The organism is Candidatus Hydrogenedentota bacterium, from assembly GCA_016791475.1.
Classification (GTDB): domain Bacteria; phylum Hydrogenedentota; class Hydrogenedentia; order Hydrogenedentales; family JAEUWI01; genus JAEUWI01.
In genome coordinates, this window is record JAEUWI010000030.1 from 46,659 (window position 1) to 72,331 (window position 25,673).

The 25,673-nt window shown below is 62.0% G+C and carries 21 protein-coding genes; 10 read left to right on the plus strand and 11 right to left on the minus strand.

Annotated elements, in window-relative coordinates:
* Positions 1–47 precede the first annotated feature (47 nt).
* Positions 48–899 carry a PIG-L family deacetylase gene (locus JNK74_16415; GenBank protein MBL7647767.1) on the minus strand — a complete coding sequence of 284 codons (852 nt, stop codon included), beginning with the start codon at positions 897–899 and terminating at the stop codon, positions 48–50.
* A 319-nt stretch (positions 900–1,218) separates the two neighbouring features.
* Positions 1,219–2,610 (minus strand): ROK family protein, encoded by a 1,392-nt coding sequence (locus tag JNK74_16420; protein ID MBL7647768.1) that lies wholly within the window; start codon positions 2,608–2,610, stop codon positions 1,219–1,221.
* 297 nt (positions 2,611–2,907) lie between these two features.
* On the opposite strand from JNK74_16420, the gene JNK74_16425 reads away from it, so the two are divergent.
* A complete protein-coding gene (locus tag JNK74_16425) occupies positions 2,908–4,617 on the plus strand; it encodes a hypothetical protein (protein MBL7647769.1) in 1,710 nt (569 codons plus the stop codon).
* Entirely contained in the window at positions 4,614–5,198 is a 585-nt protein-coding gene (locus JNK74_16430; GenBank protein ID MBL7647770.1) for an HD domain-containing protein, read from the plus strand. The genes JNK74_16425 and JNK74_16430 overlap by 4 nt, the downstream gene beginning before the upstream one ends.
* Before the next feature lie 440 nt (positions 5,199–5,638).
* On the opposite strand, the gene JNK74_16435 is transcribed toward JNK74_16430, so the two are convergent.
* Both JNK74_16435 and JNK74_16440 read right to left on the minus strand, forming a co-directional pair.
* Positions 5,639–7,999, minus strand: a complete 2,361-nt coding sequence (locus JNK74_16435; GenBank protein MBL7647771.1) for a DNA internalization-related competence protein ComEC/Rec2 — start codon at positions 7,997–7,999, stop codon at positions 5,639–5,641.
* A gap of 53 nt (positions 8,000–8,052) precedes the next feature.
* A complete protein-coding gene (locus JNK74_16440; protein ID MBL7647772.1) occupies positions 8,053–8,205 on the minus strand; it encodes a hypothetical protein in 153 nt (50 codons plus the stop codon).
* Between the two features lie 285 nt (positions 8,206–8,490).
* Here JNK74_16440 and JNK74_16445 point away from each other — a divergent pair, with 285 nt between their 5' ends.
* Positions 8,491–9,144, plus strand: coding sequence for a PTS sugar transporter subunit IIA (locus tag JNK74_16445; GenBank protein MBL7647773.1), 654 nt, complete (start codon positions 8,491–8,493; stop codon positions 9,142–9,144).
* Positions 9,145–9,160: 16 nt separating this feature from the next.
* Complete coding sequence (locus JNK74_16450) at positions 9,161–9,562, plus strand: hypothetical protein (protein ID MBL7647774.1); 402 nt, start codon at positions 9,161–9,163, stop codon at positions 9,560–9,562.
* 5 nt (positions 9,563–9,567) lie between these two features.
* Here the strand turns inward: JNK74_16450 and JNK74_16455 are convergent, their stop codons facing one another.
* The 4 genes from JNK74_16455 to JNK74_16470 all read right to left on the minus strand — a co-directional run bounded on the left by JNK74_16455 (position 9,568) and on the right by JNK74_16470 (position 12,554).
* Entirely contained in the window at positions 9,568–10,428 is an 861-nt protein-coding gene (locus JNK74_16455; GenBank protein ID MBL7647775.1) for an SDR family oxidoreductase, read from the minus strand.
* Between the two features lie 94 nt (positions 10,429–10,522).
* Positions 10,523–11,611 (minus strand): 3-phosphoserine/phosphohydroxythreonine transaminase, encoded by a 1,089-nt coding sequence (gene serC / locus JNK74_16460; GenBank protein MBL7647776.1) that lies wholly within the window; start codon positions 11,609–11,611, stop codon positions 10,523–10,525.
* A gap of 182 nt (positions 11,612–11,793) precedes the next feature.
* Positions 11,794–11,985 carry a hypothetical protein gene (locus JNK74_16465; GenBank protein MBL7647777.1) on the minus strand — a complete coding sequence of 64 codons (192 nt, stop codon included), beginning with the start codon at positions 11,983–11,985 and terminating at the stop codon, positions 11,794–11,796.
* On the minus strand, positions 11,985–12,554 hold the full coding sequence (locus JNK74_16470) for a Zeta toxin family protein (protein ID MBL7647778.1): 570 nt from the start codon (positions 12,552–12,554) through the stop codon (positions 11,985–11,987). The genes JNK74_16465 and JNK74_16470 overlap by 1 nt, the downstream gene beginning before the upstream one ends.
* A gap of 272 nt (positions 12,555–12,826) precedes the next feature.
* Here JNK74_16470 and JNK74_16475 point away from each other — a divergent pair, with 272 nt between their 5' ends.
* Positions 12,827–15,148: an SUMF1/EgtB/PvdO family nonheme iron enzyme gene (locus JNK74_16475; GenBank protein MBL7647779.1), complete on the plus strand. Its 2,322-nt coding sequence runs from the start codon at positions 12,827–12,829 to the stop codon at positions 15,146–15,148.
* A gap of 6 nt (positions 15,149–15,154) precedes the next feature.
* Here JNK74_16475 and JNK74_16480 read toward each other — a convergent pair whose 3' ends face one another.
* Positions 15,155–17,131: a hypothetical protein gene (locus JNK74_16480; protein MBL7647780.1), complete on the minus strand. Its 1,977-nt coding sequence runs from the start codon at positions 17,129–17,131 to the stop codon at positions 15,155–15,157.
* Between the two features lie 368 nt (positions 17,132–17,499).
* Between JNK74_16480 and JNK74_16485 the strand changes: the two genes are divergently transcribed.
* The 3 genes from JNK74_16485 to JNK74_16495 all read left to right on the plus strand — a co-directional run bounded on the left by JNK74_16485 (position 17,500) and on the right by JNK74_16495 (position 21,925).
* Entirely contained in the window at positions 17,500–19,596 is a 2,097-nt protein-coding gene (locus tag JNK74_16485; protein ID MBL7647781.1) for an enoyl-CoA hydratase/isomerase family protein, read from the plus strand.
* Between the two features lie 183 nt (positions 19,597–19,779).
* Complete coding sequence (locus tag JNK74_16490; GenBank protein MBL7647782.1) at positions 19,780–20,868, plus strand: PilZ domain-containing protein; 1,089 nt, start codon at positions 19,780–19,782, stop codon at positions 20,866–20,868.
* 118 nt (positions 20,869–20,986) lie between these two features.
* Entirely contained in the window at positions 20,987–21,925 is a 939-nt protein-coding gene (locus JNK74_16495) for an SDR family oxidoreductase (GenBank protein ID MBL7647783.1), read from the plus strand.
* A 7-nt stretch (positions 21,926–21,932) separates the two neighbouring features.
* On the opposite strand, the gene JNK74_16500 is transcribed toward JNK74_16495, so the two are convergent.
* The gene (locus JNK74_16500; GenBank protein ID MBL7647784.1) at positions 21,933–22,379 is read right to left on the minus strand and encodes an Rrf2 family transcriptional regulator; all 447 of its coding nucleotides are present in this window, start codon (positions 22,377–22,379) and stop codon (positions 21,933–21,935) included.
* 192 nt (positions 22,380–22,571) lie between these two features.
* On the opposite strand from JNK74_16500, the gene JNK74_16505 reads away from it, so the two are divergent.
* Both JNK74_16505 and JNK74_16510 read left to right on the plus strand, forming a co-directional pair.
* Positions 22,572–22,943 carry a group 1 truncated hemoglobin gene (locus tag JNK74_16505; protein MBL7647785.1) on the plus strand — a complete coding sequence of 124 codons (372 nt, stop codon included), beginning with the start codon at positions 22,572–22,574 and terminating at the stop codon, positions 22,941–22,943.
* 146 nt (positions 22,944–23,089) lie between these two features.
* Positions 23,090–24,061 (plus strand): 2Fe-2S iron-sulfur cluster binding domain-containing protein, encoded by a 972-nt coding sequence (locus JNK74_16510; protein ID MBL7647786.1) that lies wholly within the window; start codon positions 23,090–23,092, stop codon positions 24,059–24,061.
* An 8-nt stretch (positions 24,062–24,069) separates the two neighbouring features.
* Here the strand turns inward: JNK74_16510 and JNK74_16515 are convergent, their stop codons facing one another.
* Complete coding sequence (locus JNK74_16515) at positions 24,070–25,587, minus strand: sodium/solute symporter (protein MBL7647787.1); 1,518 nt, start codon at positions 25,585–25,587, stop codon at positions 24,070–24,072.
* Positions 25,588–25,673 lie beyond the last annotated feature (86 nt).

The window sequence follows — 25,673 nt, forward strand, 5'->3', positions numbered from 1 at the left end:
GGACCGATCTGATTGATCGGTCCGATCCGCCGGGTCGGCCCGAATAATTAGCCCTGAATCTTCCGCACCCGCTCGGTGACGTCGCTCAGGAAATTGCTGAGGTAGCCTTGCACGAGCGCGAGGGGGTCGAGGTCGCGGTCTTCGATGAGGGGGGTGAGGTCCATGGCGAAGGTGATACCTGTCGATTGGTCCACGCCGTGGGACTGGTGGTAGGTGGCGTGGGCGCGACGTCGGCCCATGCTGGCCAGGTCATAGCGCTTGCCACCCGCAATCTGGGAGTCGAAGACGCCGACCAGGGCCATTTGGAGGTTTTCGCGCGTGGAGACGTCCATGGCAATTTTATCGGTGTCCACCATCCAGTCGAGATCACGCCAGACCTCGCATCCATAGACTTTCTTCGGCAGGGCTTCCTGGGAAACGCGGCGCAGGGCGGCGATGGTCTTCAGGGTGACCCCGATGTGGGTGTCGTGCTTGTCCGCCAGGTTGTGGGTATAGATGATGTCCGGCTTCGTGGCTTCGATGATGGCGGCGAGGTCGTTGATGGGGCCCTGGTCCGCCGCGTCTTTTACGCGGCCGCTGGGGAAATCGAGGAGGAACTGGGCGGCGAATTCACCCACAAAGGCGGCTTTTTTCTGTTCCTTGTTGCGCACCTGAATCATATCTTCGTCGCTGTAATTGCCGTAAATGCCGCTGCGGGGCGTGCCGCCGCCATTGGTGACGACCACGCCGGTGTACCACTGGTCGGGCTGCTGGTAGCAGGTTACGATGCCTTCGCTGGCCATGATTTCCAGGTCGTCCTGATGGGCGCCGATGGCAAGGTGGGTGGTGCGGGCCAGGGCTTCGGATTCTTCGACGCCATCGGGGATATAGAGTTCGGCGGTGTCCAGGGTGAGCTTCATGGGAGGAAAATTAACCTTTCAGTTCGATTAATGGTGTAAATGCACCGGAATTTTAACCACGAATGCACACGAATTTTCACGAATAAGAAACCGTGGCCCTCGTGATAATGCATAGAGCACTTTGCGTGTTCCACAACCGGAAAAAAGAAGTTCCGGGCTACGGAAATACACGGAACGTTACGGAAAGCAGAAGGGCTGGAGTCAGTAGTCAGACAGAGCCAAACGGTCGATTGATTACATTCAACAGCGTAATAGCGGAGCACTTATTGGTGTGTATTCGTGTCCATTCGTGGTTCAATTTCTTAATAAATGGCTCTTGTTATAGTGCCGGCAGACTGGCGGCGGCGATGGACTGGCCCACGCGGCGGCTCTTTTCATCGGGCAACTGGATATTGATGTGGGCCAGCTCGGGGAACTCGGCGGCCAGGACGGCTTTTGCGCCGTCGAGGAGCAAGTCGCCGCCTTTGCCGGAAGTGCAGCGCCCGAGGATGAGCACATGCTTCAGGTCGTAGAAACGGGCGTAGTGGGCGATGCCGTAGCCGAGATAGATGCCCATGGACTCCCAGATTTTCGTAGCGCCCTCATGACCGGCTTCAAGCTTTTCCTGTACGAATTTCAGCTTCTCAGCGTCGGTCACGCCTTCGGGCAACTCGATGCCCGCGGCCGGGGCGAGGCGGAATACGCACTGCTGTGAGAAATAGCGGGCGCCCACGCCAATGTCGCCCGACCACTCGTCATCGGATGCGCCGGGATTATAGTCGACCGGGGCAAAGGCCAACTCGTTGAGCCAGCTCGTGATGTTGCCGTCCATGGTGACATAGCCCCCGGCCTCGCTGGAGCCCAGAGCGATGCCCAGGACGCCATTGTCTTCCAGGGACATGGAACCGGCGAGGGCGGTGACTTCACCGTCGTTTACGATTTCCAGGGGCACGCCGAGTTCTTCGCCGATGCGGACGAACATGTTGCGCACTTCGTCAAAACGGTCTTCCGGAATGCCTCGGAATAGGGAAGCGATCATCGCGCGATTGTTTATGAATACGCCGGCCGAGCTGCCGCCGATGGCGTCCACGCGGGGCATCTTGCTGGCGGCGGTTTTCAGCGCGGCCATGACCTCATTGTAGTGGTAGGTCGGGTCGGTCTGCTTGCGCGGTTCCCAGACCACTTCCTCGGAGAAGATGGCTTCGCCGTCCACGACGGCCGAGACTTTGCGGTCCGATGCGCCGAGATCGAAGCCGATGCGGCAACCGTCGAGGTGACGGCCCAGGGGCTGGGTGGATTCGTTTTCCGCGGGCACTTCCTCGGGCTTGCAGCCCCGAATCTGGAAGGTCTGTTCATAGACGCTCTTGCCCATGAAGCCGAAGTCGAATGCGCGGGTGCCGCCGGGGCGATATACGCCTGCGAGATAGGCCGCCACATAGCCGGGGCCGCCCACATGGACGCGGAACGCGCCCTTCTGCCACAGAAGGAATTTCAGGATTCGTTCAATGTAGAAGCAACTCGCGTCGGCCAGATCGTGACCATCGGGAAACACTCTTGTTTCGAAGCGCGCGATGGCGCCGCCATTTCGTTCGAGTCCCAGAATGAGGGGCACGCCCCGTCCGGAGTCCGCCACGGCCTTGTCAAAGGTCTGGTTCGCCAGGACGGCGGGGCGAAAGTCGGGTTCAAGTGGGGGAACAAAGGTTGGGGGCGTGAGCATCCACGAGTAGTTCATTGGGTCAGACTTTCTTCTTCCGGGTGTTGAGTTATCGCGGCGCGCCGCAGGGGGTACTATAGCATAGGGAAGAGCGGGGATTTAAGAGGAAGTCTGAAGAATGGGTCTTATGGGTCTTATGGGTCTTATGGGTCCTATGGGTCATATGGGTCTTATGAGTCAGTATGACTCCATTTCCAGAGACCCATACGACCCATACGACGCACAAGAGCGATTTCATCCATCATCCTTCAGCCTTCAGGCCATCTGTGATAGAATGCGCAACATGAAGTACTACTTAACACGAGAGACCTCTATATGAAGGGACGCAGTTTCGACACCTTCGAGTTGACCCCGGGGAACCGGGAGGCTTTTGATGTCTGCCGGCGGGTGGCCATGCTGGAGGAAATGGGGCCATCCCTGGTGCTCTTACTGGGGCCGGAGGGCAGCGGCAAGAGCCATCTGCTCTGGGCGGTGGCCAAGCAGGTGCGTTTGAGCGCGATACCGGTGGGCCTGGCGTTGGTGACACCGGGGGACTTCCCGGATAAGGTGAAGGCGCTGGTGGAGGACCCGCGACCGCTGCAGGGGCGCCGCGCCATGCTGCTGGTGGACAATCTGGAGGGTTTCGATGCCGAAGCCCGGCGACTCGAAGCCGTGATCGAAGCCTTCTTGAACCACCAGCATCCGGTACTGGTGGCGAGCAATGTTCAACCGAACCGGCTGCAGAAGCTCAGCGGTCCGCTTCGCGCGCGGTTGGCGCGGTCGCGTTCGGTTATCCTGGAAGCGCGCACGGCGGGTGCGGCGCCGTGGCAGGCTGCCGAGCAGGCGATAGCGCTGGAAGAGGCGAATCAGGCGCTGCAGTGGGAAAAGAACTCGCTCCAGACCCGTTTCGACACCCTGCAACAGGAGCGGGACGGCCTGCTTCAGCGCATAGGATTCCTGCTGCAGGAAAAGGAGATGCTCCAGCAGTACAACGAATCGCTCCAGCGTGAGCGCGCGGCGTTTCAGGAGCAGTGCCAGGCCCTGTTGCCGGAGCGGGACTGGCTGAAGCAGAAGACGGAGTCGCTGGAGCGTGAGCGGTCGGCCTATCAGGAGGCGATTACGGCGGCCAACAAGGCGGCGGCGGAGAAGGCGCTGGAGTTTAAGGCGCTGCAATCCCGGCTGGAGGCGTCCATTGGCGACGCGGACTATGCGCTGGCGAATCAGGTGCGGATCCAGGCGGCCCTGAGTGTTGCCAAGGCGGATCTTGAAGGTCAGGAGGCGCTGCGCGTCACATTACAGGAGCGGGAGAAGGCCCTTGCCAAGGCGGAGATGTCCGTGGGGCAGGCCCTGACCCGGATCGAGCAGATGCGCCAGGCCTATGCGCAGTGGCGCGAAGAAATCATGTCGGACATCGCGGCAATGGCGGGTGAGCTGGCTGCGGAGCGAAAGGCGCCTCCGGCCCATGAGCCTCCGTTGTTGCGTGCGCTGGCGGAGGCCGGCGCCGATCACGAGCAGGTGCGCGCCGCGCTTACGGCGACCCGGGAACGGCTCAAGGCCATCGAGTTCGAGTGGGAGAAGACCCGGCGTGTGCTGGCGATTCAGACCGCCGAGATGGATGCCCTGCGCTATGCGGCGGCGAGTCAGGTGGCGTCGGCCAATATCCAGGCGGGCGAAATGGAGCACCGGATTGACACGCTGGAAACGGCCATTTCCCAGGTGGACGCGGCGGCGGTGGTGGCCTCCGATGCCTTGCCGGAAACGGGCGCGGGCATTGCCACCCTGCGGGCGGCCCTGGGCCATCTTCAGGAAGAGTTGCGCGCCCTACGCGAAGCGCGTGCGGCGCACGATGGTGAGCGCCAGCGCGCCCACGATGAGATGTCCCTCTTCGACTCGGAGTACTTTGAAGCCCTGCCCTCGGATTTTCAGGGGCACCGCAGCCCCATGCTTCCCGGCCTGGATGCCGAATTGATGACCGCTTTTGAAGGGGCGAGAACGCCCAGGTCCGCCGCATCCGCGCACGATGCGGTTCCGGAAGATGTCGCATGAGTGGTTCCAAAAGCGGCGAATTCACCATGCGTATACTCGATTTGTTCCAGATAATTCATCCGCTGGATCGCATTCCCCGCGCGGGCTATGTGCTTCGCGGCGTACCGGAGCCGGAGTCCGTGGCGGCCCACAGTCACTTCGTCGCCCTGCTCGCCCTGCTCTTCGTGGAGCAGTTTCCGGGAGTCTACAACCGGGACCGTCTGCTGGCCATGGCGCTGGTTCACGATCTGGCGGAGTCACGGCTCATGGATATCCCCATGCCCTATGCGGACGCCTATTTAAAAGAGGCCAAGCAGAAGGCGGAGCAGGCCATCACGGACGATCTTCTCGGTGGCCTGCCCGGCGATCTTGCGGCGCTTCATGCGGAATTCGACGCCGCCATCACGCCCGAAGCGCGGCTGCTGCGCGGCCTGGACAAGGCCCAGATGATGATCAAGGTCGGGTGCTACGAGCGCGAGCACCGGGGCTGCCTGGACGAGTTCTGGGCAAACCCGAAGAACTTTGCGGACTTCGGGATCGCGGCGGTATCGGAATTGTTCGACGCGATATGCGCGCGCGCGGGGAAAGTGCGGCCGAGGTAGTGACGATCTTCCACGTCGGCGGGCTGAGCCTTTGACTCAATGGAGCCGATTGAGGGCGGCAAGAAAGAGAGTCTAACCACGAATGGATCTGGAGCAGCCGTTGGGCTCAACCAAATTCTTCACCACGAAGGCCACGAAGGCCACGAAGAGAAGAGAGGGAAGGAAGCGTTCTGCAACTGTGATTCCCCCTGCAATGAAGGCAAGACCATAGTGAACTCGGATCTCAGCTATCTTTGCGCCTTCGCGCCTTTGCGTGCAATAGATCAGGAAGAATGCGTGCCAAGGTTGACTGAACGACCGCCGAAGTCCTGCAAAGCCCCAATCTCCTTTCTCTTCGTGCTCCTCTTATCCGTGAGTATCCGTGCAATCCGTGGTAAGAAACAAAAGGTTTTTGACCACGGATTGCACGGAGGTGTACGGATGATAAAGACGTGGGTGTGTTATTGCGCCGCCGGGTCCAGCGAGTAGCCCCGTTGCGCGCGAGCGCTTTTGACCACGAGTTGGTCTCCCCGCTGCCGCACCTGAATTCCACCGTGGTAGTCCGTGCGGTAGAGGGCGATGTGCCTTTCCGTATAGCGGGGAACGACCTCCCGGCCCATGGCTTCTCGGCGGGCGCTGGCCCGGGTTGAGACCACGGCGATGGTGGGCGATACGGCATCGAGAAAGGTCGCGCTGCTGGAGGTGTGGGAGCCGTGGTGGGGCACTTTCAAGACGTCCACGGGCTGCAAGCGGGGAAGGAGTTCGCGTTCCGCTTCCACCTCGATATCGCCCGACAGAAGGGCGCTTAGACCGGGCCATTCAATCTGGAGTACCACGGACTGGTTGTTCACGCCTCGGAGGTTGGAGTCGAGGGTTGGGTGAATCACGGACACCGTTGCGCCCGCAGCCGCGATTGACTCCGAGGTCCGTACGCGGCGGACGGGCACATCCTGTTCTGCGCAGGCTTCCAGCAAGGCGAGCTCCAGGACGTTCGTGGATGATTTGGGCCAGAGGATAACCTCGCCGATGTCGATCTGCCGCATGACACTGATCGCGCCTCCGATGTGATCGCGATCCGCGTGGGTGATGACCATGTAGTCAATCTGGTCGATTCCATGGGCCAGGAGCCAGGTCGTGACCACGCGCTTGCCCATGTCCAGGTAATCACTCTTGTCGCCCGCATCCACCAGAAGCGTGGTGCCGCCGGGCGTCCGGATAAAGGCTGAATCGCCATGGCCCACATCGAGGAAGTCCAGGGTGGCCGGGGGAAAGAGGGGGCGCCAAAGAAGCCAGGCGAGGAGGGCCGCCGTCAGGGAGAACCGGGTCCAGTGCCGCGCGCGTTCGGGCTCGAAGAGAAGTCTGGCCAGCCCCACCGCTGCGGCCACGTAGAGCAGTCCGGCGATGAGGGTCGGGCTGGTCACGGTGATGAAGGCGAGAGGCAGTTGGGCGAAGTAAACGGCGATCCACTCGATCAGATAGATCAGCGGGGCGGCGGCGTGACCGAAGAGGCTCGCCACGGCGGTAGAGAAGGGGGCGAGCAAAAGGACCAGCATGCAGAGCCAAAGCACACCGGTCAGCAGCGGTATGACCATGAGATTGCACACCGAGCCCAAGACGGGAACGAGGTGAAAGAAGTGGGCCGCCAGGGGAAGGGGCAGTATGGATACGCCCAGGGTCGTGGCCACATTCTGCCGAAAGATGAGGGGAACCTGGGTGAGGCGATGGGCGATGGCTTCGCTGAAGACGAGGATTGAGGCCAGGCTGCCAAAGGAGAGGATGAAGGCGGTATCCCAGAGCAGTCCGGGGTTTGCGCCGAGGAAGAGGAGGGCCGCGATGCTCAGGGCGGTCGGTGCGTCGGGCTCGCGTTCCAGAAATTCCGCCCAGAGATAGAGGCCGATCATGATGGCGGCGCGAAGAATCGGCGGCCGCGCGCCGGTCATCAGCGCGAACAGGACGACAGCCAGCAGGACCATGGCGTTGCGCTGCTTACGGTTTCTGATTATGCCCCGGAGCGCCCAGTGGAGGGAGAGATACACGATGCCCACGTGGACACCGGAGACCGAAAGAATATGGGCGGTGCCTGTTTCGAGATAAGGGCGATAGGCTTCCTCGCTGTAGGTGGCCCGATCCCCGAGCCACACGGCGCGAAGGAATACCTGGATGTCCGCGGGGGCGGTGCGGGCGAATACGTCGGCCTGCCAGTGGCGCAGGCGCGAGGCCCAGTATCCGATGCTCCACACGGGCCGCGAGAGCCACTGGATGGTATCACCACGGGTGCGCAGGGCACTGTGGTAACCCAGGGTACGATAATAGTCTTCCGCGCCGCCGATCCCCAGGTTGACCTCGCCGAGTACGGGGTCCAGTTTCCCCTGGACACGAATTCGTTCCCCGGTGTGGAGGGGCCGGCGCGGGTCCGACCATCGGACGATAACACCGCCCCGGGCCTCCAGTTGCATGCCACCCACTTCCACCCTGTCCGCGTGAAGACGGACCGGCGCATAGTCCAGATCGGCGGTGTAGATCGGGGCATCCATCACGGTGCCTTCAATGCGGTAGATGGAGTCCGGATGTTGGCGATTGTGGCGGCTCAGGGAATCGCCGTGGCGCATGGGGCGCTGATTGATTTCCAGGGCGACCCCCGCCAGGAGAAATACGAGGGCGATGGGAACACCGTCGCGATAGGGAAGCGGCCTGGGGAGGAACCAGATCGCCACCAGGGTGACCAGCATTCCACCGATCCACCACGCCGCGTGGTGGTCGGCGCCACTGGCCCAGATGCCCGCCGTGAACGCCGACGCGGCCCACACAAGCGGGCGGTTCACCCGTGCTGCCCTTGCACAAAACCCTCCTGAATCCGCAGCGCCCCACTAATCGGCTACGCGCCGATACCGAGGAATCCCAGCAGGTTAATCAGCACGGTGAAGAAATTGTATACCTCGGCTTCCGAATTGTCCTGCGGCACCTGACCAGCGAGGATGAAGGAGCGAAAGAAGTCAAAAACGGTTAGGAGTGCATCGACGATAGGCATGATTGGATCTTTCTTTGGAAGGGCCGGAGTGAGGCATTGCCCTGCACCATGTTAAATGGCGCGGGATTATCAGTCAAGCTCGCGGGGAGCGGCCACAGCACGAGACCTGAAAAATTTCATGTAAAGCGATGCCTTTTGATTGCAAATAATTGCAAATACTGCGTTCTGGTGTTTTTTTATGATTTTTGATGAATATTTCCGTGGTATAATCGTCCAATCGAGACAATGACACTGGATACCGCACATCAGAGGCATGAAACCGGATGCTACATGAGGCATGAGACCATGGCGGAGCATGAAATACTGACTTTGGAAGAAGTAGCCGATTACCTGCGGGTTTCGGAACGTACCGTTTATGAGTGGGCGAACAAGGGAGAAATCCCCTGCGGAAAACTTGGCACCACGTGGCGCTTCAAACGGTCTGAGGTGGAAAAGTGGGTCGACAGCAAGCTGACCCGCCCCGCAAAGGCACTTCGCACGGATTCTGTTGCCCTGCGGGACGTGCTGAGTCCGGATCGGGTTCGGTTGTTGAACTGCACGCGCAAGGACGAGGCCCTGAACATCCTGGCGGACGCGCTGGTGACCGCACCGCAGGTCAAAGATGCCAACGAGTTGCGCCGGGAGGTTTTTGAGCGGGAAGCGCTCATGAGCACCGGCATAGGGTTTGGGATTGGCGTGCCGCATGTGCGTCTGCCCTCGGTCAGCGACTTGGTTATCGCGGTCGGCGTGAACCGCAAGGAGCTGGCGGACTATGTTTCGCTGGACGAGCGACCGGTGCAGATAATTTTTATGGTGGCGGCGCGGGACAACCAGCACGCCCATTATCTGAAGACGCTGGCGGCGATCAGCTCGCTGATGAAATTGCCGGGAGTGCGCGAGTCGCTGCTTGCGGCCCCGGATGCCGCCACTGTGTACGAACTGCTTACCAACCGCACTTGAGCATTTGAGAGTCCGAATGTCAAAGCATACCGAACTTCAGCGCTATCCGAACAGCGCCACGGCCTATCTCGTGAAGGGGCGGCTCGCCCAGGATGGCATCGAGTCCTGGGTGCGCCGGGGGAGTCGCTACCAGGCGATGGGTGGCTCCGGGTATGTGGTCAGTGTGCTCCCGGAACAACTGGCGCGGGCGCGGAAGATTATCGACAGCACCAACGCGAAGGTCGATCTGGACGAGTATGTGGATCCGAACAACAAGGCCTTTCGGCGTTGTCCCCAGTGCCGCTCCGTGATGGTGCAGCGCCAGCCGCTGGAGGGCGCCCGGCGTGCGCTGGTCTATGGGACGCTGGGGCTTGGGTTGCTTCTGGTGATCAAATCATATCGGTGTGATAAGTGCGGGCACCGCTGGGAAGCGCGGTAGCGAGATTAGCTCTCGTGAATGGTGGCAATCAATTCCCCATACCCTTCTCGAAAGGTGGGGTATTTGAAAGAATAGCCACTTGCGCGCAGGAGGGCGTTGCGGTAGCGGCGGTTCCCCCCACGTTCCGAAGGGCGCGCCTCCTCCGGGCTTTCTTTCATCATGGGCGGTTCGGGCATGTCCAGTTGCTTCGCAATCCATCGGAGCAAGTCATTGCGGGTTCGTGGTTCATCGTCCGTGGCCAGATAGAGGGGGGCCGGGTTTGGCAGGACCATCAAGTGGGCCAGGCAACCGGCGCAATCGTCGCGGTGGATGTGGTTCAGGTAGCGGTCCGGTCCGGGCTCGAGGCGTGCGCTTCCATTGGCTACGCTGTCGATCAGCCGTGTTCGCTCCGGCCCGTAGATGCCGCTGAAGCGCACGACCGTCCCGGGGATACGGGCATCGCGCACTTCCCGTTCACCTTCGAGGAGGATACGGGCTGAAAAGCGATCCGAAGGCGTGGGGCTGGATTCATCAAGCCACGTGCCGTCGTCCTGGCTGTATACGCCCGTGCTGGAGGTGTAGAAGATACGCTTCAGGTCGGACTGTCGGTAGAGCGCGGCCAGGAGATTTCGCAGACCCGAGACGTAGGCGGCGCTGTAGGCCGATTCGGAGTAACCGCTGGCGCTTGACGTGTAGAAGACGTAATCGAGGGATTTGGGGATTACGGCCAGGGAGCCGGGGATGGCGAGATCCGCCGTGACCGGTTCGATGCCCGACGGCAACTGGGCCGTGTTGCGACGCAGTCCGAAGACGGTGTGCCCCTGCTCGGCGAGCTGACGGGCCAGCTCGGCGCCGACGTAGCCGCAACCGGCGATAAGGATTCGCATTGGGGGCTCCCTTCGGTTTTCGGTGGGTCTTTTGGGGCTGCAAATGATTCGGGCGGCCCGCTAATTGGGCCGCCCGTGAGAGATCGTCTTGAAATCAGCCGTTCCTGGCCTGGAATTCCTTCATGAAGGCCACAAGGGCGTCCACGCTTTCCTGGGTGAGGGCGTTGTAAATGGAGGCCCTGAAGCCGCCCACGGAGCGGTGGCCGGGCAGGCCGTCGAGGCCCTGGGCCTCGGCTTCCTTCGTGAAGGCGCCGTCGAGGTTCTTGTCCTTCAGCACGAAGGTCACGTTCATGAGCGAGCGGCTCGATTCCTGGGCGTGGCCAATGTAGAAGCCGCCGCTGCCGTCGATGGCGTCGTACAGGGTTTTCGCCTTCTTGCGGTTGATGGCCTCCATCTTCTCCAGCCCGCCGATGTCGTTGCGGAGGTATTCCGTGACCTTGGCCACCATGTAGATGCCGAAGGCGGGCGGCGTGTTGTACAACGAATCGTTCTCCGCCATGACTTTGTAGTCGAGCAGCGAAGGCAGGTTGGCCGGCACGCGATCCAGGAGATCTTCGCGCAGAATGACGGCGACCACGCCCGAGGGCCCGATGTTCTTCTGGGCGCCGGCATAGATCATGCCGTACTTGGTGACATCTATCGGGCGCGACAGGAAGCTGGAGGAGAAGTCACAGAAGAGGGGGACGTCTCCCGTTTCGGGATCCTTGAAGAATTCGATGCCCTGGATAGTCTCGTTGGCCGTGGAGTGGACATAGGCCGCGCCGGGATCGAGCTTGAGTTCGCTCTGGTCGGGCATGCGCACATAGTTCTCGCCCTTGCCGTCCCAGGCGATCTGGACGGTGCCGTGCTTCTTTGCCTCGCCGATGGCCTTTTCCGCCCAGGTGCCCAATTTGAGGTAGTCGGCCTTACCGCCATTGAGGAAGTTCATGGCGATCATGGAGAACTGAAGGGAGGCGCCACCCTGGAGGAAGAGGACCCGGTAGTTGTCCGGCAGGTTGAGGAGGGACTTGATGTTGTCTTTGGCCGCTTCGTGAACGGCGGCGAACTGCTTGGAGCGGTGGCTGATTTCCATGACGGACGCGCCCGCACCGGGGAGAACGAGGAGTTCCTCTTTCACGCGCTCCAGGACGGGAAGGGGCATGGCGGCCGGACCGGCCGAGAAATTGTGAATACGTTTTTCCACGTGGGCTCTCCTTATAATGGGGATGGACAAACAGACCGGCCTGTACTTCGGCAGGGCGCTATGCGCATTGCCGGGATGCAGGCGGAGGGGCCGTTGCCGGGGGATGGTTGCAAGGGAGCGCAAATGATAGCAGGTTACAGGGGGGGCGCGCCACGTCGTGCGGGCGAAACGCCGTGGGGCGGCTACAGGGCCTGGTGGAGGGGTGGTGAAAGGAACTCGTCGGCGACGACGATGTCTTCCGGGGGAATTTCCACGATCTGCCCGTCGCGTTCGACCACAATGGAACGGCCCATACGCTTGTGTTCGGCCAGCGCGCGCTGGACGCCAATCCGCATGCCTTCTGCGAACGCTGTTTGAATTTCGTTGTCGGTCATCACGTTGTCTCGCGAATTTTCTGCCAAGTGTCGGATTCGAGTACGGCTATTGTACCATTCTTGTCCTTCTTGGCAACCATAACGGGCTCTCCGAAAGAATTGTCCATGCAATCCCAGGTTCGTGCCAAGGGTATATAGAGATTTAGAAAATTCTGTATCCCCCGAACGTACCGTCGTCGGACCACATCCTCCGGGATGTGGTGGCCGCCCGCCGCGACGCGGTGCGCGACGCGTTCGATTGCCAGGTCGGGCGACTTCAGCCAGACGAAGAGCAGGTGAACCTTGTATTCCCTCGCAATGCAGTCCCGAAGGAAGGGGGCAAAGGAACGGGAGGCCATGGTGGTTTCGAAGGCAAAATCCTGCTCGGCCGCCACCAGTTCGCGCAGTCGCGCAAGCATGACGCGTCCGGCCTGCAGGGCCACGGACTCCGGGCGGAAGGGCGAGATACCCGCCGCGATGGCGTCGGCGTTGACGTATTCCGGGCATTGAAGCCGATCGGGGAGAAGGGCCATGGACGCGGTGGTCTTGTCCGCGCCGTTGGGCCCGCCGATCACGTATATTCTGGGCATGGGTCTCCGCTCTCCTCACAAGCCGCAACAGGATTCGCCCACTGTTGGACGTAGTCTGGCACAGTGGCCGGGACAATTTCCTCTCTGGCGGGCCTGCAAGGCGGCGGGCGGGAGAAGGCCGCGCTTGTATGCGCCTTTCGCTAGCGTTTCCGCACACACCTGCGCTATGATGTGGGTGTAGTGGGCGCGCTATGTGCCTGAATCGGGTGGAACGCGTTATCGTGACCGGGCAGACGGTCAGGGCTGAGTGGGAACGGGGCATTGGTGAGCCAATGACATATTCAGACGTTCGGCAGAGCATGTTGGACGACGTGGTCCCCCTGCGTCTGGAGCGCGCCGAACCTCTTGTTGATCCGCTCCTCGGGACCCGGCTTGGCCACTATCAGATCGAGTTTGTGCTTGGCAAAGGGGCCTACGGCGCGGTGTATAAGGCGCGCGATGTAACCCTGGGCCGCTATGTGGCCATCAAGTTTCTTCACCAGTTTCTGGACAAATCCCACGAGGCCATGTTTCTGGAAGAGGCGAAGGCGGTGGCGGCGCTGGGCAAGCACCCTTCGATTGTGACCATCTTCGAGTTCAGCGAGTATCAGGGTCGCAAATACTTTGTGCTGGAGTTTGTGGGGTCCCACGCGGGGATGCTGCTCCGGGTCCACCCCAAGGGCTTGCCAATCGAGATGGCCCTGCGTATCGGCAAGGAAAGCGCGGAGGGGCTGGCCTACGCCCACAAGCGCTACATTATTCATCGCGATATCAAACCGGCGAATATCCTGCTGGAGATCGAGGGGGGCAGCGCCAAGCTTGCGGACTTTGGCGTGGCCCGGCTGTTTGACCCCACCTCCAACGAACAAGGGGGCGCACCCGGCGGCACCCCGGCCTATATGGCGCCCGAAGTAATCGGCGGATATGCGGGCGACACGCGGACCGATGTTTTTTCCCACGGGGTGACGCTGTATGAGCTGTTGTGCGGATCGCTGCCCTTTCGGGGTGACACGGCCGAGGCCATCATGTCCGAAATCTCGGCCAACCGCCACGTGCCGCTGCGCGAGCGCCGGGAACTGCCGGCCGCCGTGACCGCCATCGTGGAAAAAGCGATGGCACACCATCCGGAAGATCGCTATTCCGGGGCGGCGGAACTTGCCGAGGCGCTCGCGAAGTGTCTGATTCCGGCGGCGGGGACCGTGGTCGCCAGCCCGGCGGCACCCGATCTGGTATCGCTGGACGATATGAAGCTGGTAAAACTGAGGGCCTACCAACTCGCGCAGGATGCGAAGCGGAACGGAGGCGACAAACTGGCCCACGGTCCACTGAACGAGGGGGTGGAAGCCTTTCGGAACGGTGAGGCCTACGAGCAACTCAAGCAGTACGGCGCCGCCCGTGACGCCTTCAACAACGCGTCGGCGAAATTTAAGGAGGCCGTGGAGCGCTCCAAGGCCTTGATGGACAAGATGCTGGCGCTGAAGGCGACGCGGGAGAAAATGGAATCGATTCGGGCGAAGGCCGAGGCGGCCCACGCCCACCGCCTGGCCCCGGAGGCTTTTGCGACGGCGTCGATGGAGGAGAAGCGCGCCCGGGAGACGGCGGCCCTGGGGAAGGCGACCCAGTCCTACCACCATGCGGCGACGTTGTACGTAGAGGCGTTGAAGCAGGCGCTGCAGCATGGCGAGGCGGCGCTGGTCGCGCCTCGGGAACGGGTGGCGGAACTGCGCAAGTTGATCGATGTGCAGGGTGTTGCGCCCTTTGCCCGGGACGAGATCGCGCAGGCGAACTTGTGTATTGATCGGGCGCGCCGTTCCCTTCCGGACTTTACCGCCGCGAAGCAGCATTATCTTGCCGCGGCGGCCATGCTGGAGAAGGCGATTCCGGCGGGGATGGAGCGCAAGCGCCAGGACGAGGAGAAGCAGGCCAGGGAGCCGATCACCGTTGCGGGCATCGAGCTGGTCTGGATTCCACCGGGCACCTTTTACATGGGCAGCGATGACGGTTCAGTGGAGGAGGAGCCGCGCCACCCGGTGACGATATCGCGGGGACTCTGGGTGGGGAAGTATCCGGTTACCCAGAGCCAATGGGAGGCGATCATGGGTGGAAATCCGTCCGTGTTCAAAGGCGATCCCAACCTGCCCGTGGAGAATGTAAGCTGGCATGACTGCCAGGAGTTCGTTCGGAAGCTCACCGCCCAGGGCGCGGGCCGTTTTCGGCTGTTGAGCGAGGCGGAGTGGGAATATGCCTGCCGCGCCGGAGAGCCCGGGGACTGGTGCTTCGGGAGCGATCCCGGGCTGCTCAACGAGTACGCCTGGAACCATGAGATCGCAAACGGGCGCACGCATCCGGTGGGCGAGAAGAAGCCGAACGGCTGGGGGCTCCACGACATGCACGGCAACGTGTGCGAGTGGTGCGAGGACCACCACCATCAGGACTATAACGGTGCGCCGGTCGGGGGGGCTGCATGGATTGACGACGGGATCGAGGAGCGGATTACCCGCGGGGGGAGCTGGTGCATCATCACGCCGGAATGCCGAAGCGCCTATCGAGGCTGGTACGCCCGACCGGACACGACCTCGGACTTTATGGGGCTCAGGGTCTGTAAATCGGACTGACGGGGACTATTCCGCCGTGTGGAACCGGGTTCCGGCGCCACTGCGCAGATAGGTGCGGATGGCGTCGTCCTCGGGGGTGATAATCAGCGCGTCGGGTGCCGCACTCGCGATGTTCTCGATATAATCGTCCATGTAGATTCGCGCGCCGGCTTCGAATCGCCCCGTGACGCGGGCGGCGTTTCCTTCATCTTCGGGGTTTTCCAGGATCCGTATCTGGTAGTCCTTGCCAAGCTGATCCGAGACCGCGCGGAAATTATTGAGGTTTTCCGCGGCCTTCACCTCAAACTCGTTCGCGCGGCGCACGGCGCGATCAACATTACGCAGGGCCAGCACGGCGAAGTTCGAGCGTAGTCGCTTTCCCAGCTGGCTGTCGGGTGCCTGGCCCTGCAGGGCGGGAATAATGCGGAAGAGCACATCCAGCTTCGTGGCTTCTTTGCCTCCGCCGGCGAGGATTTGCTCATATTTTTCCATGTTCTGCATGGCGCGCTCCTCCTGAACCACCTGATCGGCCATCTGGCTCTGAAGGATCTTCATGGCCGCCAGTTTGTTGTGGGCCGTTTCCATGAGCAGGGAGCGCTGCCGCCGGTCGAGGGCCCTCGATCGCAGGGAGTTCTCCAGCGTTGCGGCTTCGGCCTCGGCCGCCTTCAAGTCGTCATCGTCCAACGCATCCAGTGCGACGGTGGCCGCGGGCAAGTTCTCCTCCCCGCCTGCGACCGGTTGGAACAAATCTTCCCGCGCATCGTTGAGCATGTTCTGGAGGTTGAGCACGACATTGGAGATGAAGGCGTGGCGCCGCTGGCTGCGCAGGAGGCTTTCGAGCCGCTTCTGGACCTCGCCGCCGCCAAACAGGAACATGAGCACCGACTGCGCCGAGTGGTCGGCTTCGCGCTTTGCGGCCACCGCGAGGTGGGAGAAGTTTCTTGCGTGGCGGCGCAGGCCATAGGCGCGTGAGAGGAGCTGGTTGAGCTCCGCGCCGGTGACTTCGCCGAAGTCGGCGCAGGAAAGCTCCCGGCGAAGGACGATGGAAACGCTGCTCATGCCGAGGTGCCGGAAGTGCTGGGCGCTGGCTTCGCCGGATATTTCCAGGCGGCTTCCCCGGACTTCCCGTCCGACGTGGAGTTGGCGGGTGATCAGTCTGCCCATGAGTGCGGTATCTTCCACCACGATGGATTGCCCGGCGAAAACAAGCCTGGGGCCTTGAGCGTTCACACAGACCACACTCCCCATCTTGGATATGGCCACGGCGTTGTTGATCACGCCGCGGGCGCGAATGTGGCCGGTCAGGACGATGGCCACGCCGGAAATGTTGTGCCGGATTTCGCACTGGCGTCTGGACAGAACCCGCCCCATGACGTAGCCGTCGACGCAGCAGATTCCATCGTTTTCCACCACGACCGTGCACCCGTCGGGCACGTCTCCCAGGATGCGCAGGTTGGTCGAGGCTTTGAAAACGGGACCCCGGCAGGGCAACTCGATTCCGGCCAGGAGGCGAATGAAGGCGGTTTCCGCCGCGAGCAGTTCGCGTTCCGTCACGTACTGGATCCGGCGTTCGAGGGTGGCGAGGCCGGGCGTGGGCTCCTTGGCGGCCCTGCGCGCTTCAAGGGCGGCGGCGTGGGGCTCCAGCAGTGCGGTAACGCGCGCGGTCACGGCGTGGGTGCCAACCGTTCGGGCCAGGTTGAGGGTCGCGGTGAGAAAGGCGACCTCTTCGGCCATGAGTACTTCGACGCGGTGCGCCCGGACCAGTTCTATCAGGTCGCGCAGGAGGAACTGGTGACGGCGACCGGAAGTATTCAGGTCCGGGGTGTCGGGTGCGGCGGTCCAGCGCTGGACGGCGCCGGTCAGGGCTTGCGCGGTGGCGTCCGACTCCGCCCTCTTGGACTGGGTTTCCACCCAGAGCGCGCAGAGCGCCATATCCTGCAGGGTGAGTCTGGGGGCGTTTCCCGGCGGGGGCGATGCAACGAAATCGATCAACCTCTTAAGCAAGCAATAGCTCTCCGCCAGCGTTGTCACCCCGGAAAGGCGATATGCACAGGATTACGCGACCCGCGCTCCGTGGCGCTGGTCGTGCCGGACACACCCACTTTCCCAGCCATCGTAGCAGAGGCTTCCGCAGGGGTACAAGTGCGGAAACTGGGCAATCAAATAAAGGCGCAACGTTGAAATGCGGTAGTCCCCGGCGGTCCCGGAGCTTGACAAGCGAAACCCGCGCGGGTGTCTGCAAGTCCTACTTGGTTATACTTCAGAGACTTGTGTAAGCTATGCGCGGTCCGCAATGCGCGGCAACACCCACTTCGTGGTCGATGCCGAGTCGGCGGGCCAAGTGTGGAATCAATGCGGAGGAGCGCCGTTTCATGAGTGCAGTTGTTTCCTACCACGCGGCCGGCAGTACGGGCGTGATCACAATCGACTCCCCCCCGGTGAACGCCCTTTCCGTCGCCGTGCGACAGGGATTGCTGGATGCGCTGAGCGCGGGCCTCTCAGATGGCGGGGTAACTTCCCTCGTGCTGACTTGCGCGGGCCGAACCTTCATTGCGGGCGCGGACATTACGGAGTTCGACCGTCCACCGTCCGCCCCCTGGCTTGATGAAGTCATTGCGGCGTTTGAGGCGAGCACCAAGCCCATAGTGGCGGCGCTGCACGGCACGGCGCTGGGTGGCGGCCTGGAAACGGCCCTGGGTTGTCACTATCGTGTGGCGGTTCCGGGGGCGAAGTGCGGCCTTCCCGAGGTGTCCCTCGGCCTGGTTCCCGGCGCCGGCGGCACGCAGCGCCTTCCCCGGCTGGTCGGCCCGGAGGCCGCGCTCGAAATGATTGCTTCCGGTCTGCCCATCGGTGCCGCCCGCGCATTGGAATTGGGTCTTGTGGACAAGATCGTTGACGGCGACTTGCTCGAAGGAGCGGTGGCGTTTGCGGGTGCGCTTCCGGCGGGTCCGACCTCGCTCCGGCGCGTGCGCGATCTCGAAGAGAAGCTGCAGGGCTTCGACCCGGGCATTTTTGAGGCGGCCCGCCGGGATTACGGCAAGAAGCGCCGTGGATTCGACGCGCCGCAGCGCGCCATCGATTGTGTGGAGATCGCCACGAAGACCTCTATGGACGAAGGTCTCGCCCGGGAGCGTGAGATCTTTGACGCGTGCCTTCACTCGGACCAGTCCAGGGCGCAACGTCATCTGTTTTTTGCAGAACGAACGGCCGGCAAGATCCCCGACGTACCCAAAGACACCCCGGTGCGTCCGCTCCGCCTGGGCGCCGTCATCGGTGCGGGCACGATGGGAGGTGGCATCGCAATGAATTTCGCGAATGCCGGCATTCCGGTGTACCTGCTGGACGCGAGTCAGGAGGGACTGGATCGGGGTCTGGCGGTGATTGCGAAGAACTACGCCAGCGGGGTGAAGAAGGGGCGCATGACGCAGGCCCAGATGGATGCCACCATGGCGCTTATACGCCCGACACTATCCTATGACGACCTCGCGGACGTGGATATCGTGATCGAGGCGGTGTTTGAAGAGATGGCCCTTAAGAAAACGGTGTTCAAGGCGCTGGATGCGGTCTGCAAGGCGGACGCCATTCTGGCTACGAATACTTCGACGCTGGACATCGACGAGATCGCGGCGAGCATCTCGCGCCCGCACCAGGTCATCGGGCTGCACTTTTTCAGCCCGGCCAACATCATGCGTCTGCTGGAGATTGTCCGTGGCCGGGAGACATCGAAAGAGGTGATTGCCACGGCCTTTGCCCTGAGCAAGGCGATCCGGAAGGTGGGGGTGCTGGTGGGGGTATGCGATGGCTTTGTGGGCAACCGAATGGTCGATCCCTACATCCGGGAGGCGCTGTTTCTTCTGGAGGAGGGCGCGACCCCGAATGAGGTGGACCGGGCGATCCATGATTTTGGCGTGGCGATGGGCCCCCACGCCATGAGCGATCTGGCGGGGCTGGATGTGGGCTGGCGAATCCGGAAGCGCCAGGCCGCCACGCGCCCGGCGGGCCAGCGCTATTGCGAGATCGCGGACAAGATCTGCGAGATAGGCCACTACGGCCAGAAGACGGGGCGGGGGTTCTATATCTACGACCCGGCCACACGGGCCGCGACGCCGGATCCAGAGGTGGAGGCCCTGTGCCTCGCCGAAGCCGAGCGCCACGGGATCGCCCGGCGCGCCATATCCCCGGAGGAAATCGTGGAGCGCTGTATTTACGCGCTGATCAACGAGGGGGCTCGCATACTGGAGGAGGGTATCGCCCTGCGCTCCTCGGATATCGATATTATCTACGTCTACGGCTACGGTTTTCCCGCGTTTCGGGGAGGGCCGATGTGCTACGCGGATCAAATCGGGCTGGACAAGGTCTATGCGCGCGTGCTGACTTTTCACGAGCAACACGGCGCACTTTGGGAGCCCGCTCCCCTGTTGGCGAGGCTGGCCGGGGAGGGAGGAACATTTTCAAGTTGGACCTCCTGATCGCCGTGGCCCCGGGGAGACTCTAGCGGCTGGGGCCGGTATTCCAGGTTTAATGCGCCGTATCCAGCGATGCTGGAGCGCGTAGAGGTGGGAGCAATGGAAGAAGAAAATTCAGGCACCCCGTCCGCAAGATCCGACCACAACGCTTGCGCGATGGCACTTGAGCGTTGTCTGAAAGTGGGCATGGAAGTCTTTCTTGACGCCAGTCCGGGAAGCCCGAATTCCAGGCGCTTTCCCGCCCGGCTGCGCGGCTGGGAACTGGGGCACTACCTGTTGCTGGGCATGGTCTCCGGATACGCCATGCCGGTGGTCCGCCAGGGCAAGGAGTGCGTGATCCGGTTCATGCACGAGGGGGAGGTGTGGGGCTTCAGCGCCGTGTTTGCGGAGCAGGGCCTGAACGCGGGCTTTCCCCTGATCCAGTTGTACTGGCCCCGGGAGGTGGCCCGGGTGCAGGTGCGCAAGCACGAACGGGTGGCGATACAGACCCCCTGCGCCATCGAGCTGGAGGATGGGGCCAATTGCAATGCCACAATCGATGACCTCAGCGGCGGCGGGTGCAGTGTGCTGATGAACGCGGATGTGGCCGTTGGCGCGGTGTTGTACCTCACCTTCCGAATGCCGGACGGCGGACAGGTCAGCCACCGGCCCGTCATCGTGCGCAACCGCCGCTCCGTGCCGGGGCAGGGCGTCAAGTATGGCTGCCAGTTTCAGGCGGTGGATGAAAAGGACCATGGCATTCAGCTTTTCGTGGCGCGGAAAATCGCGACGGAGCGGGGCGAGTCCGCGCCCCACCCGCAGATACTGGTGCTGTCTAGAAATGAGCTGGACGTCGAAATGGTGCAGCAATCTCTTGCAAACAGCGCCTTTGAGGTCATAGAGGCCGCCGGCATTCTCGACCTTGGCTATCGCCTGCACTCCTGCGAGGCGGTCGGGATCTTGATAAGCTTTGAACAGCGAGAGCTGTCCGCGATAGAGGTTCTGCCCCTCATCCGCCAGTCGCCGGGCTTGGGCGAGATTCCCCTCTTCATGTATGGCGGTGGTACGGGGCTCCGGGATCAGGCAATCTCCATGGGGGCGACATTATGCCTCAACGATCTCTCCGAAACGCCGCGAATTCTTCCCTATCTTCCCGAGCAACGGGCCCCGAAGCCTGACGAGACGCGGGATGGAGATGCTGAGCATCTGGCGCATCCCGAGGCCTACGAGCCGCCGCCGGTCGCCCCCCCATCGGAGTCCGATCCGGACGAGATACTGCTGGAAGATCCCAGTTAGACCGCAGAGGGGACTGTTTCCGGTGGGTCGTTTCGCGAAAGAGACGGCGTTGTGGTAGAGTTCGGGCGATTTCTGGCATCGGCAATGGCGGAATCCCGCCGGGTAAGGATGAGCATACATGTCCCACACCAATCTGGTCACCGGCGGCGCGGGTTTCCTCGGTTCCCATCTCTGTGAGGCCCTGTTGAATCGGGGCGAGGAAGTAATGTGCCTTGACAATTTCTTCACAGGGCGCAGGGAGAATATCGCTCACTTGCTTGGGCACCCCCGATTCGAATTGATCCGCCACGACGTCACCGAGCCGATCCTGATCGAGGCCGACCGGATCTTTAACCTGGCGTGCCCGGCCTCTCCCGTGCACTACCAGCACAATCCGGTGAAGACCATCAAGACGAGCGTGATGGGCGCGCTGAACATGCTGGGTCTCGCGAAGCGGGTGCGCGCGCGGATACTCCAGGCGTCCACGTCGGAGGTGTACGGCGATCCGGCCATTCATCCCCAGGTCGAATCCTACTGGGGAAATGTAAATCCGATCGGTCCCCGAAGCTGCTATGACGAAGGAAAGCGCGTGGCGGAGACGCTCTTTTTCGATTATCACCACCAGAATAAGGTGGATATTCGCGTCATCCGAATATTCAACACCTACGGACCCCGCATGCAGGTGAACGACGGGCGGGTCGTGAGCAATTTCGTGGTGCAGGCCCTGCGGGGCGAGCCGATCACCCTTTATGGAGACGGCGAGCAAACGCGTTCGTTCTGTTATTTCGAGGACCTGATTCGGGGCATGATGACGATGATGGACACGGAGGATTTCCACGGCCCCGTCAATCTGGGCAATCCGGACGAGTTCACAATCCGGGAGCTGGCCGAGGCCGTGATCCGTCTGACGGGTTCGTCCTCGGAACTCGTGTTCAAGCCCCTGCCCGAAAACGACCCGACGCGTCGAAAGCCGGATATCAGTCTGGCGCGGGAAAAGCTGGGCTGGAGCCCGACCATCAAGCTGGAAGAGGGGCTCAAGCCCACGATCGACTATTTCGCCCGCGTTATCGCGCGGTGAGAGGTGCTCAGGACTTGGTTTTAGCCGGATTGTTCAGCAGGCGCTCGAGTTCCCGGCGGTTGCTGATGAGATCAGCCAGGGTGTACTCGTCCAGAACGCCCATGAATGCCTTGAAAGCTTTTCCCAGCACGCCCTTCAACTGGCAGCCCGGGGTCAGGATGCACCGGTCGTTTACGCGGTCGAAACACTCCACCAGATGAAAGTTGGGTTCCGTCCGCCGGACCACTTCCCCCAGATTGATGCTCTCGGGCGCGCGCGCCAGGCGCAGGCCGCCCTGCCGCCCGCGAACCGTAGTGATATAGCCAAGTTTGCCCAGGTTGTGCACTACCTTCACAAGATGGTTCCGTGAAATATTGTAGCGCTCTGCTATCTCCGTAATGGTCACGTTCTCCGTGGTGAGGGCGAGATAGAGGAGGGTGCGGAGGGCGAAGTCGGTGTATTGGGTCAATTGCATGGGAGGGTACTCCAGAGATCTATCGAAATTATAGCACGTAACCCGGCCCGGTTGACATTTGAGTTTGTGTGGTATAAGATTGATTCTCAATGCATGTTTGTTGGGCACCGCGCTTCGCGGCGCCGGACCGGGTCCGGCGTCTCACGCGCGAGGTGTGTTCGCGGGCCAGTGCAGCAACCACGGAGAATTTATATGAGCACATTATTCGAGCAGCTTGGCGGTTCAGCCGCGGTGGACGGGGCCGTTGATCTCTTCTACCGCCACGTGTTGTCGGACGACCGGATCGCCCACTTCTTTGACGGTGTGGATATGGAGCGGCAGGCGCAGAAGCAGAAAGCTTTCCTGACGATGGCCTTCGGCGGACCGCACAACTACACGGGCGCGGACATGAAGCGCGGGCATGCCCATCTAGTCCAGCAGGGCCTGAACGACAGTCACTTCGACGCGGTGGCGGAGAATCTTGGGAAGACCCTGCGGGAGATGGGTGTGGCGCAGGAACTGATCGATCAAGTGCTCACCATTGCCGAATCCACGCGGGAAGACGTCCTGGGCCGCAGCGCCTGAGCGGGGGAATCCCAAGAAACACCTGAGCGGTCAACCCTCCAGCGGGCGCCGGCGCCGCCGGCGCCCGGGGGTGGACCTTTGCCGCCCCCGCCAGGCAAGTCATCGCGCCTGCCCCGGCCACCCGCAGCACCGCCGAGAGAACCTTCATGCCGACCATACTTTTTTCTTCGACTCCCCATGCCCTGCTGGATGGAGAATCCGTGCTTGAGTGTCTTGAACGTCACGGGCACGCGATACCCAACTCCTGCCGCAGCGGAGTCTGCCACAGTTGCATGTTGCGCAGTTCGGGTGGACCCGTGCCGGCGGCAGCCCAGAAGGGCGTGAGCGAGGTGCGCCGGGCCCAGGGGTACTTCTTATCCTGCTGTTGCCATCCCGAAAGCGATATGGTGGTCAACCGGGTGGATGACGCGCTGGAGCGTTTTTCAGCCACCGTGATGGGTCTGTCGGCGATGAACGAGCGGGTGCTTCGGGTGCGCCTGCGGGCCGACTCGACCTTTGATTATCGTCCCGGTCAGTTCGTCAATTTTGTGCGGCCGGATGGGCTGGTGCGCAGCTTTTCTATCGCGAGCGTGCCGGGGCTGGACGAGCATCTGGAGTTCCACGTGGCGCTGGTTCCGGGGGGGCGTATGAGCGGCTGGCTGCACCACGAAGCGGCGGCCGGGAGCACGCTTGAAATTGCGGGCCCGCTGGGTAATTGTTTCTACCTGGGGGGGAATCCGGAGCAACCCCTGCTGCTGCTGGGTACGGGCACGGGACTCGCGCCCCTCTATGCGATCCTGCGCGATGCGCTCCACCAGGGCCACACGGGACCGATTCATCTTTTTCACGGTGCATTGGCGGCGCGCGATCTCTACCTCGTCTCGGAGCTTCAGGCGCTTGAGGCGCATTGGCCCAATTTCACGTACCACGTGTGTGTTCGCGATGAAGCGGGTGAAGCCTGGATGCGGTGTGGCGCGGTGGATACCATCGCACTGACCACCTTTCCCGACCTCAAAGGGTGGAAGGTCTATCTCTGCGGGAACCCGGAACTGGTCAAGCAGGTCCAGCGGAAGACCTTCATGGCGGGCGCCAGCATGAAAGACATACATGCCGACGCATTTATTCCGGCGAAATCCTGAGGTCTGTTTCACGCCTGCTCGCCGCGGGCTTTGGTGAATCGGCTGACGACAAGCCCCGCCGTGTACGCGCCGAGGGCGGACAGGGGCATGATGAAGGTGATGGACATGTTGCTTTCCGCGCCGGTTACCAGGTGAACGATATCCTTCCAGAAGGTCAACGTGATTCCCAGGGCCGCCCCGGTGGCAATGCCGACCCAAGCGCCCGCGGGGGTTGAACGCTTCGCAAAAAAAGCCAGGGCGAAGGCGACAAAGAGGGGCGCGGCCAGGACCGAGCTGAAGCGCACGGTGATTTCCAGGAGATTCGACCCCGGCATGTAGGTCACGCCGAAACTCATGGCGATAGCGGTGGCGCCCACGGCAATGCCGACCCACTTCGCGCGCTCGAGTTGCTGGTCGTCGGTTTCGCAATTGCGGGCGAAGAGATGCTTGAAGTCCTTGACCAGTACGGTGCTGATGGAGTTGATGCCGCTGTCGAGACTGGACATGGCGGCGGCGAAAAGGGCGGAGACGACGAGGCCGGTCAGGCCGGCGGGGAGGACGGCGCCGATGAAGTGGGGGAACAATTGATCGGCCTGGCCGGTCAGGCCAAGCTCGGGTTTGGGCAGGTTCTCGGGGAAGCGGAGATAGAAACCGACCAGGGCCATGCCGGTAAGGAACAACACGCCGCTCGTCAGCGCGTCGCCCAGGATGGAAAGTCCGAAACTGCGCCGCGCGTCCCGCGCATCTTTGGTGCTTAGAAAACGCTGGATGACCACCTGGTCGCCCGTGGCGGTCATGATCCAGTAGGAGCAGCCATAGATGAGGACGCTCACGACGGAAAGGCGCACGTTCGGATCCAGGGTGAAGAATTCGGGCACGGGCCAATTCAAATCCTGCAGCGCGGGGGAGGACCAGTCCGGCCACCAGGCGGTCAGGCCGCCGCAGCGGTAGGAAATATAGAGCACGCTGAGGACTGCCCCGCCGATGAGGATGCCGAATTGGATCACATCGGTGATCATCACGGCGCGGATGCCGCCCACGATGGTGTAGGCGGTGCCGATGACGCCCACCCCGATCAGGACCCCGCGCAGGGGCAGACCGGTAACGGTGGAGACGGCGAGGCTGCAGGTGTAAATCACGAGGCCCATCCAGAAGATCCGGGAGAGGACGAACATGGCGGAGGTGGTCTTGCGGACGCCCGGGCCGAGTCGCTCATCGAGGAGTTCGTATGCCGAGGTCACTTTGTGCTTCATGATGTGGGGGATGACGAGATAGCCGACGACGAGAAACGAGATGGGGGCGTGGAGCATCTGCCACATCCAGCCGGGACCGTTCTTCACCATTTCTCCGGGACCGGCGAGATAAGAAATGGAGCTGACGACGGTGGCGACGATAGAAATACCGGCAACGAAGGGGCTCATGCCGCGGCTTCCGACAAAGTACTCCTCTGTGGAACTTTGCTTGCGGGAGGACCACCAGCCTACAAACAGCATAAGGCTGCAATAGGCTACGATGACGAACATGTCCAAGGCTTGCAAATGACCCATGGTTCCCTTTCTAATGGGTTGGCGCGTTGAGCGCGCCATAGCGTAGCACAATGAACCCGGTCGAGCCAGCACCGGCTCCCGGACTT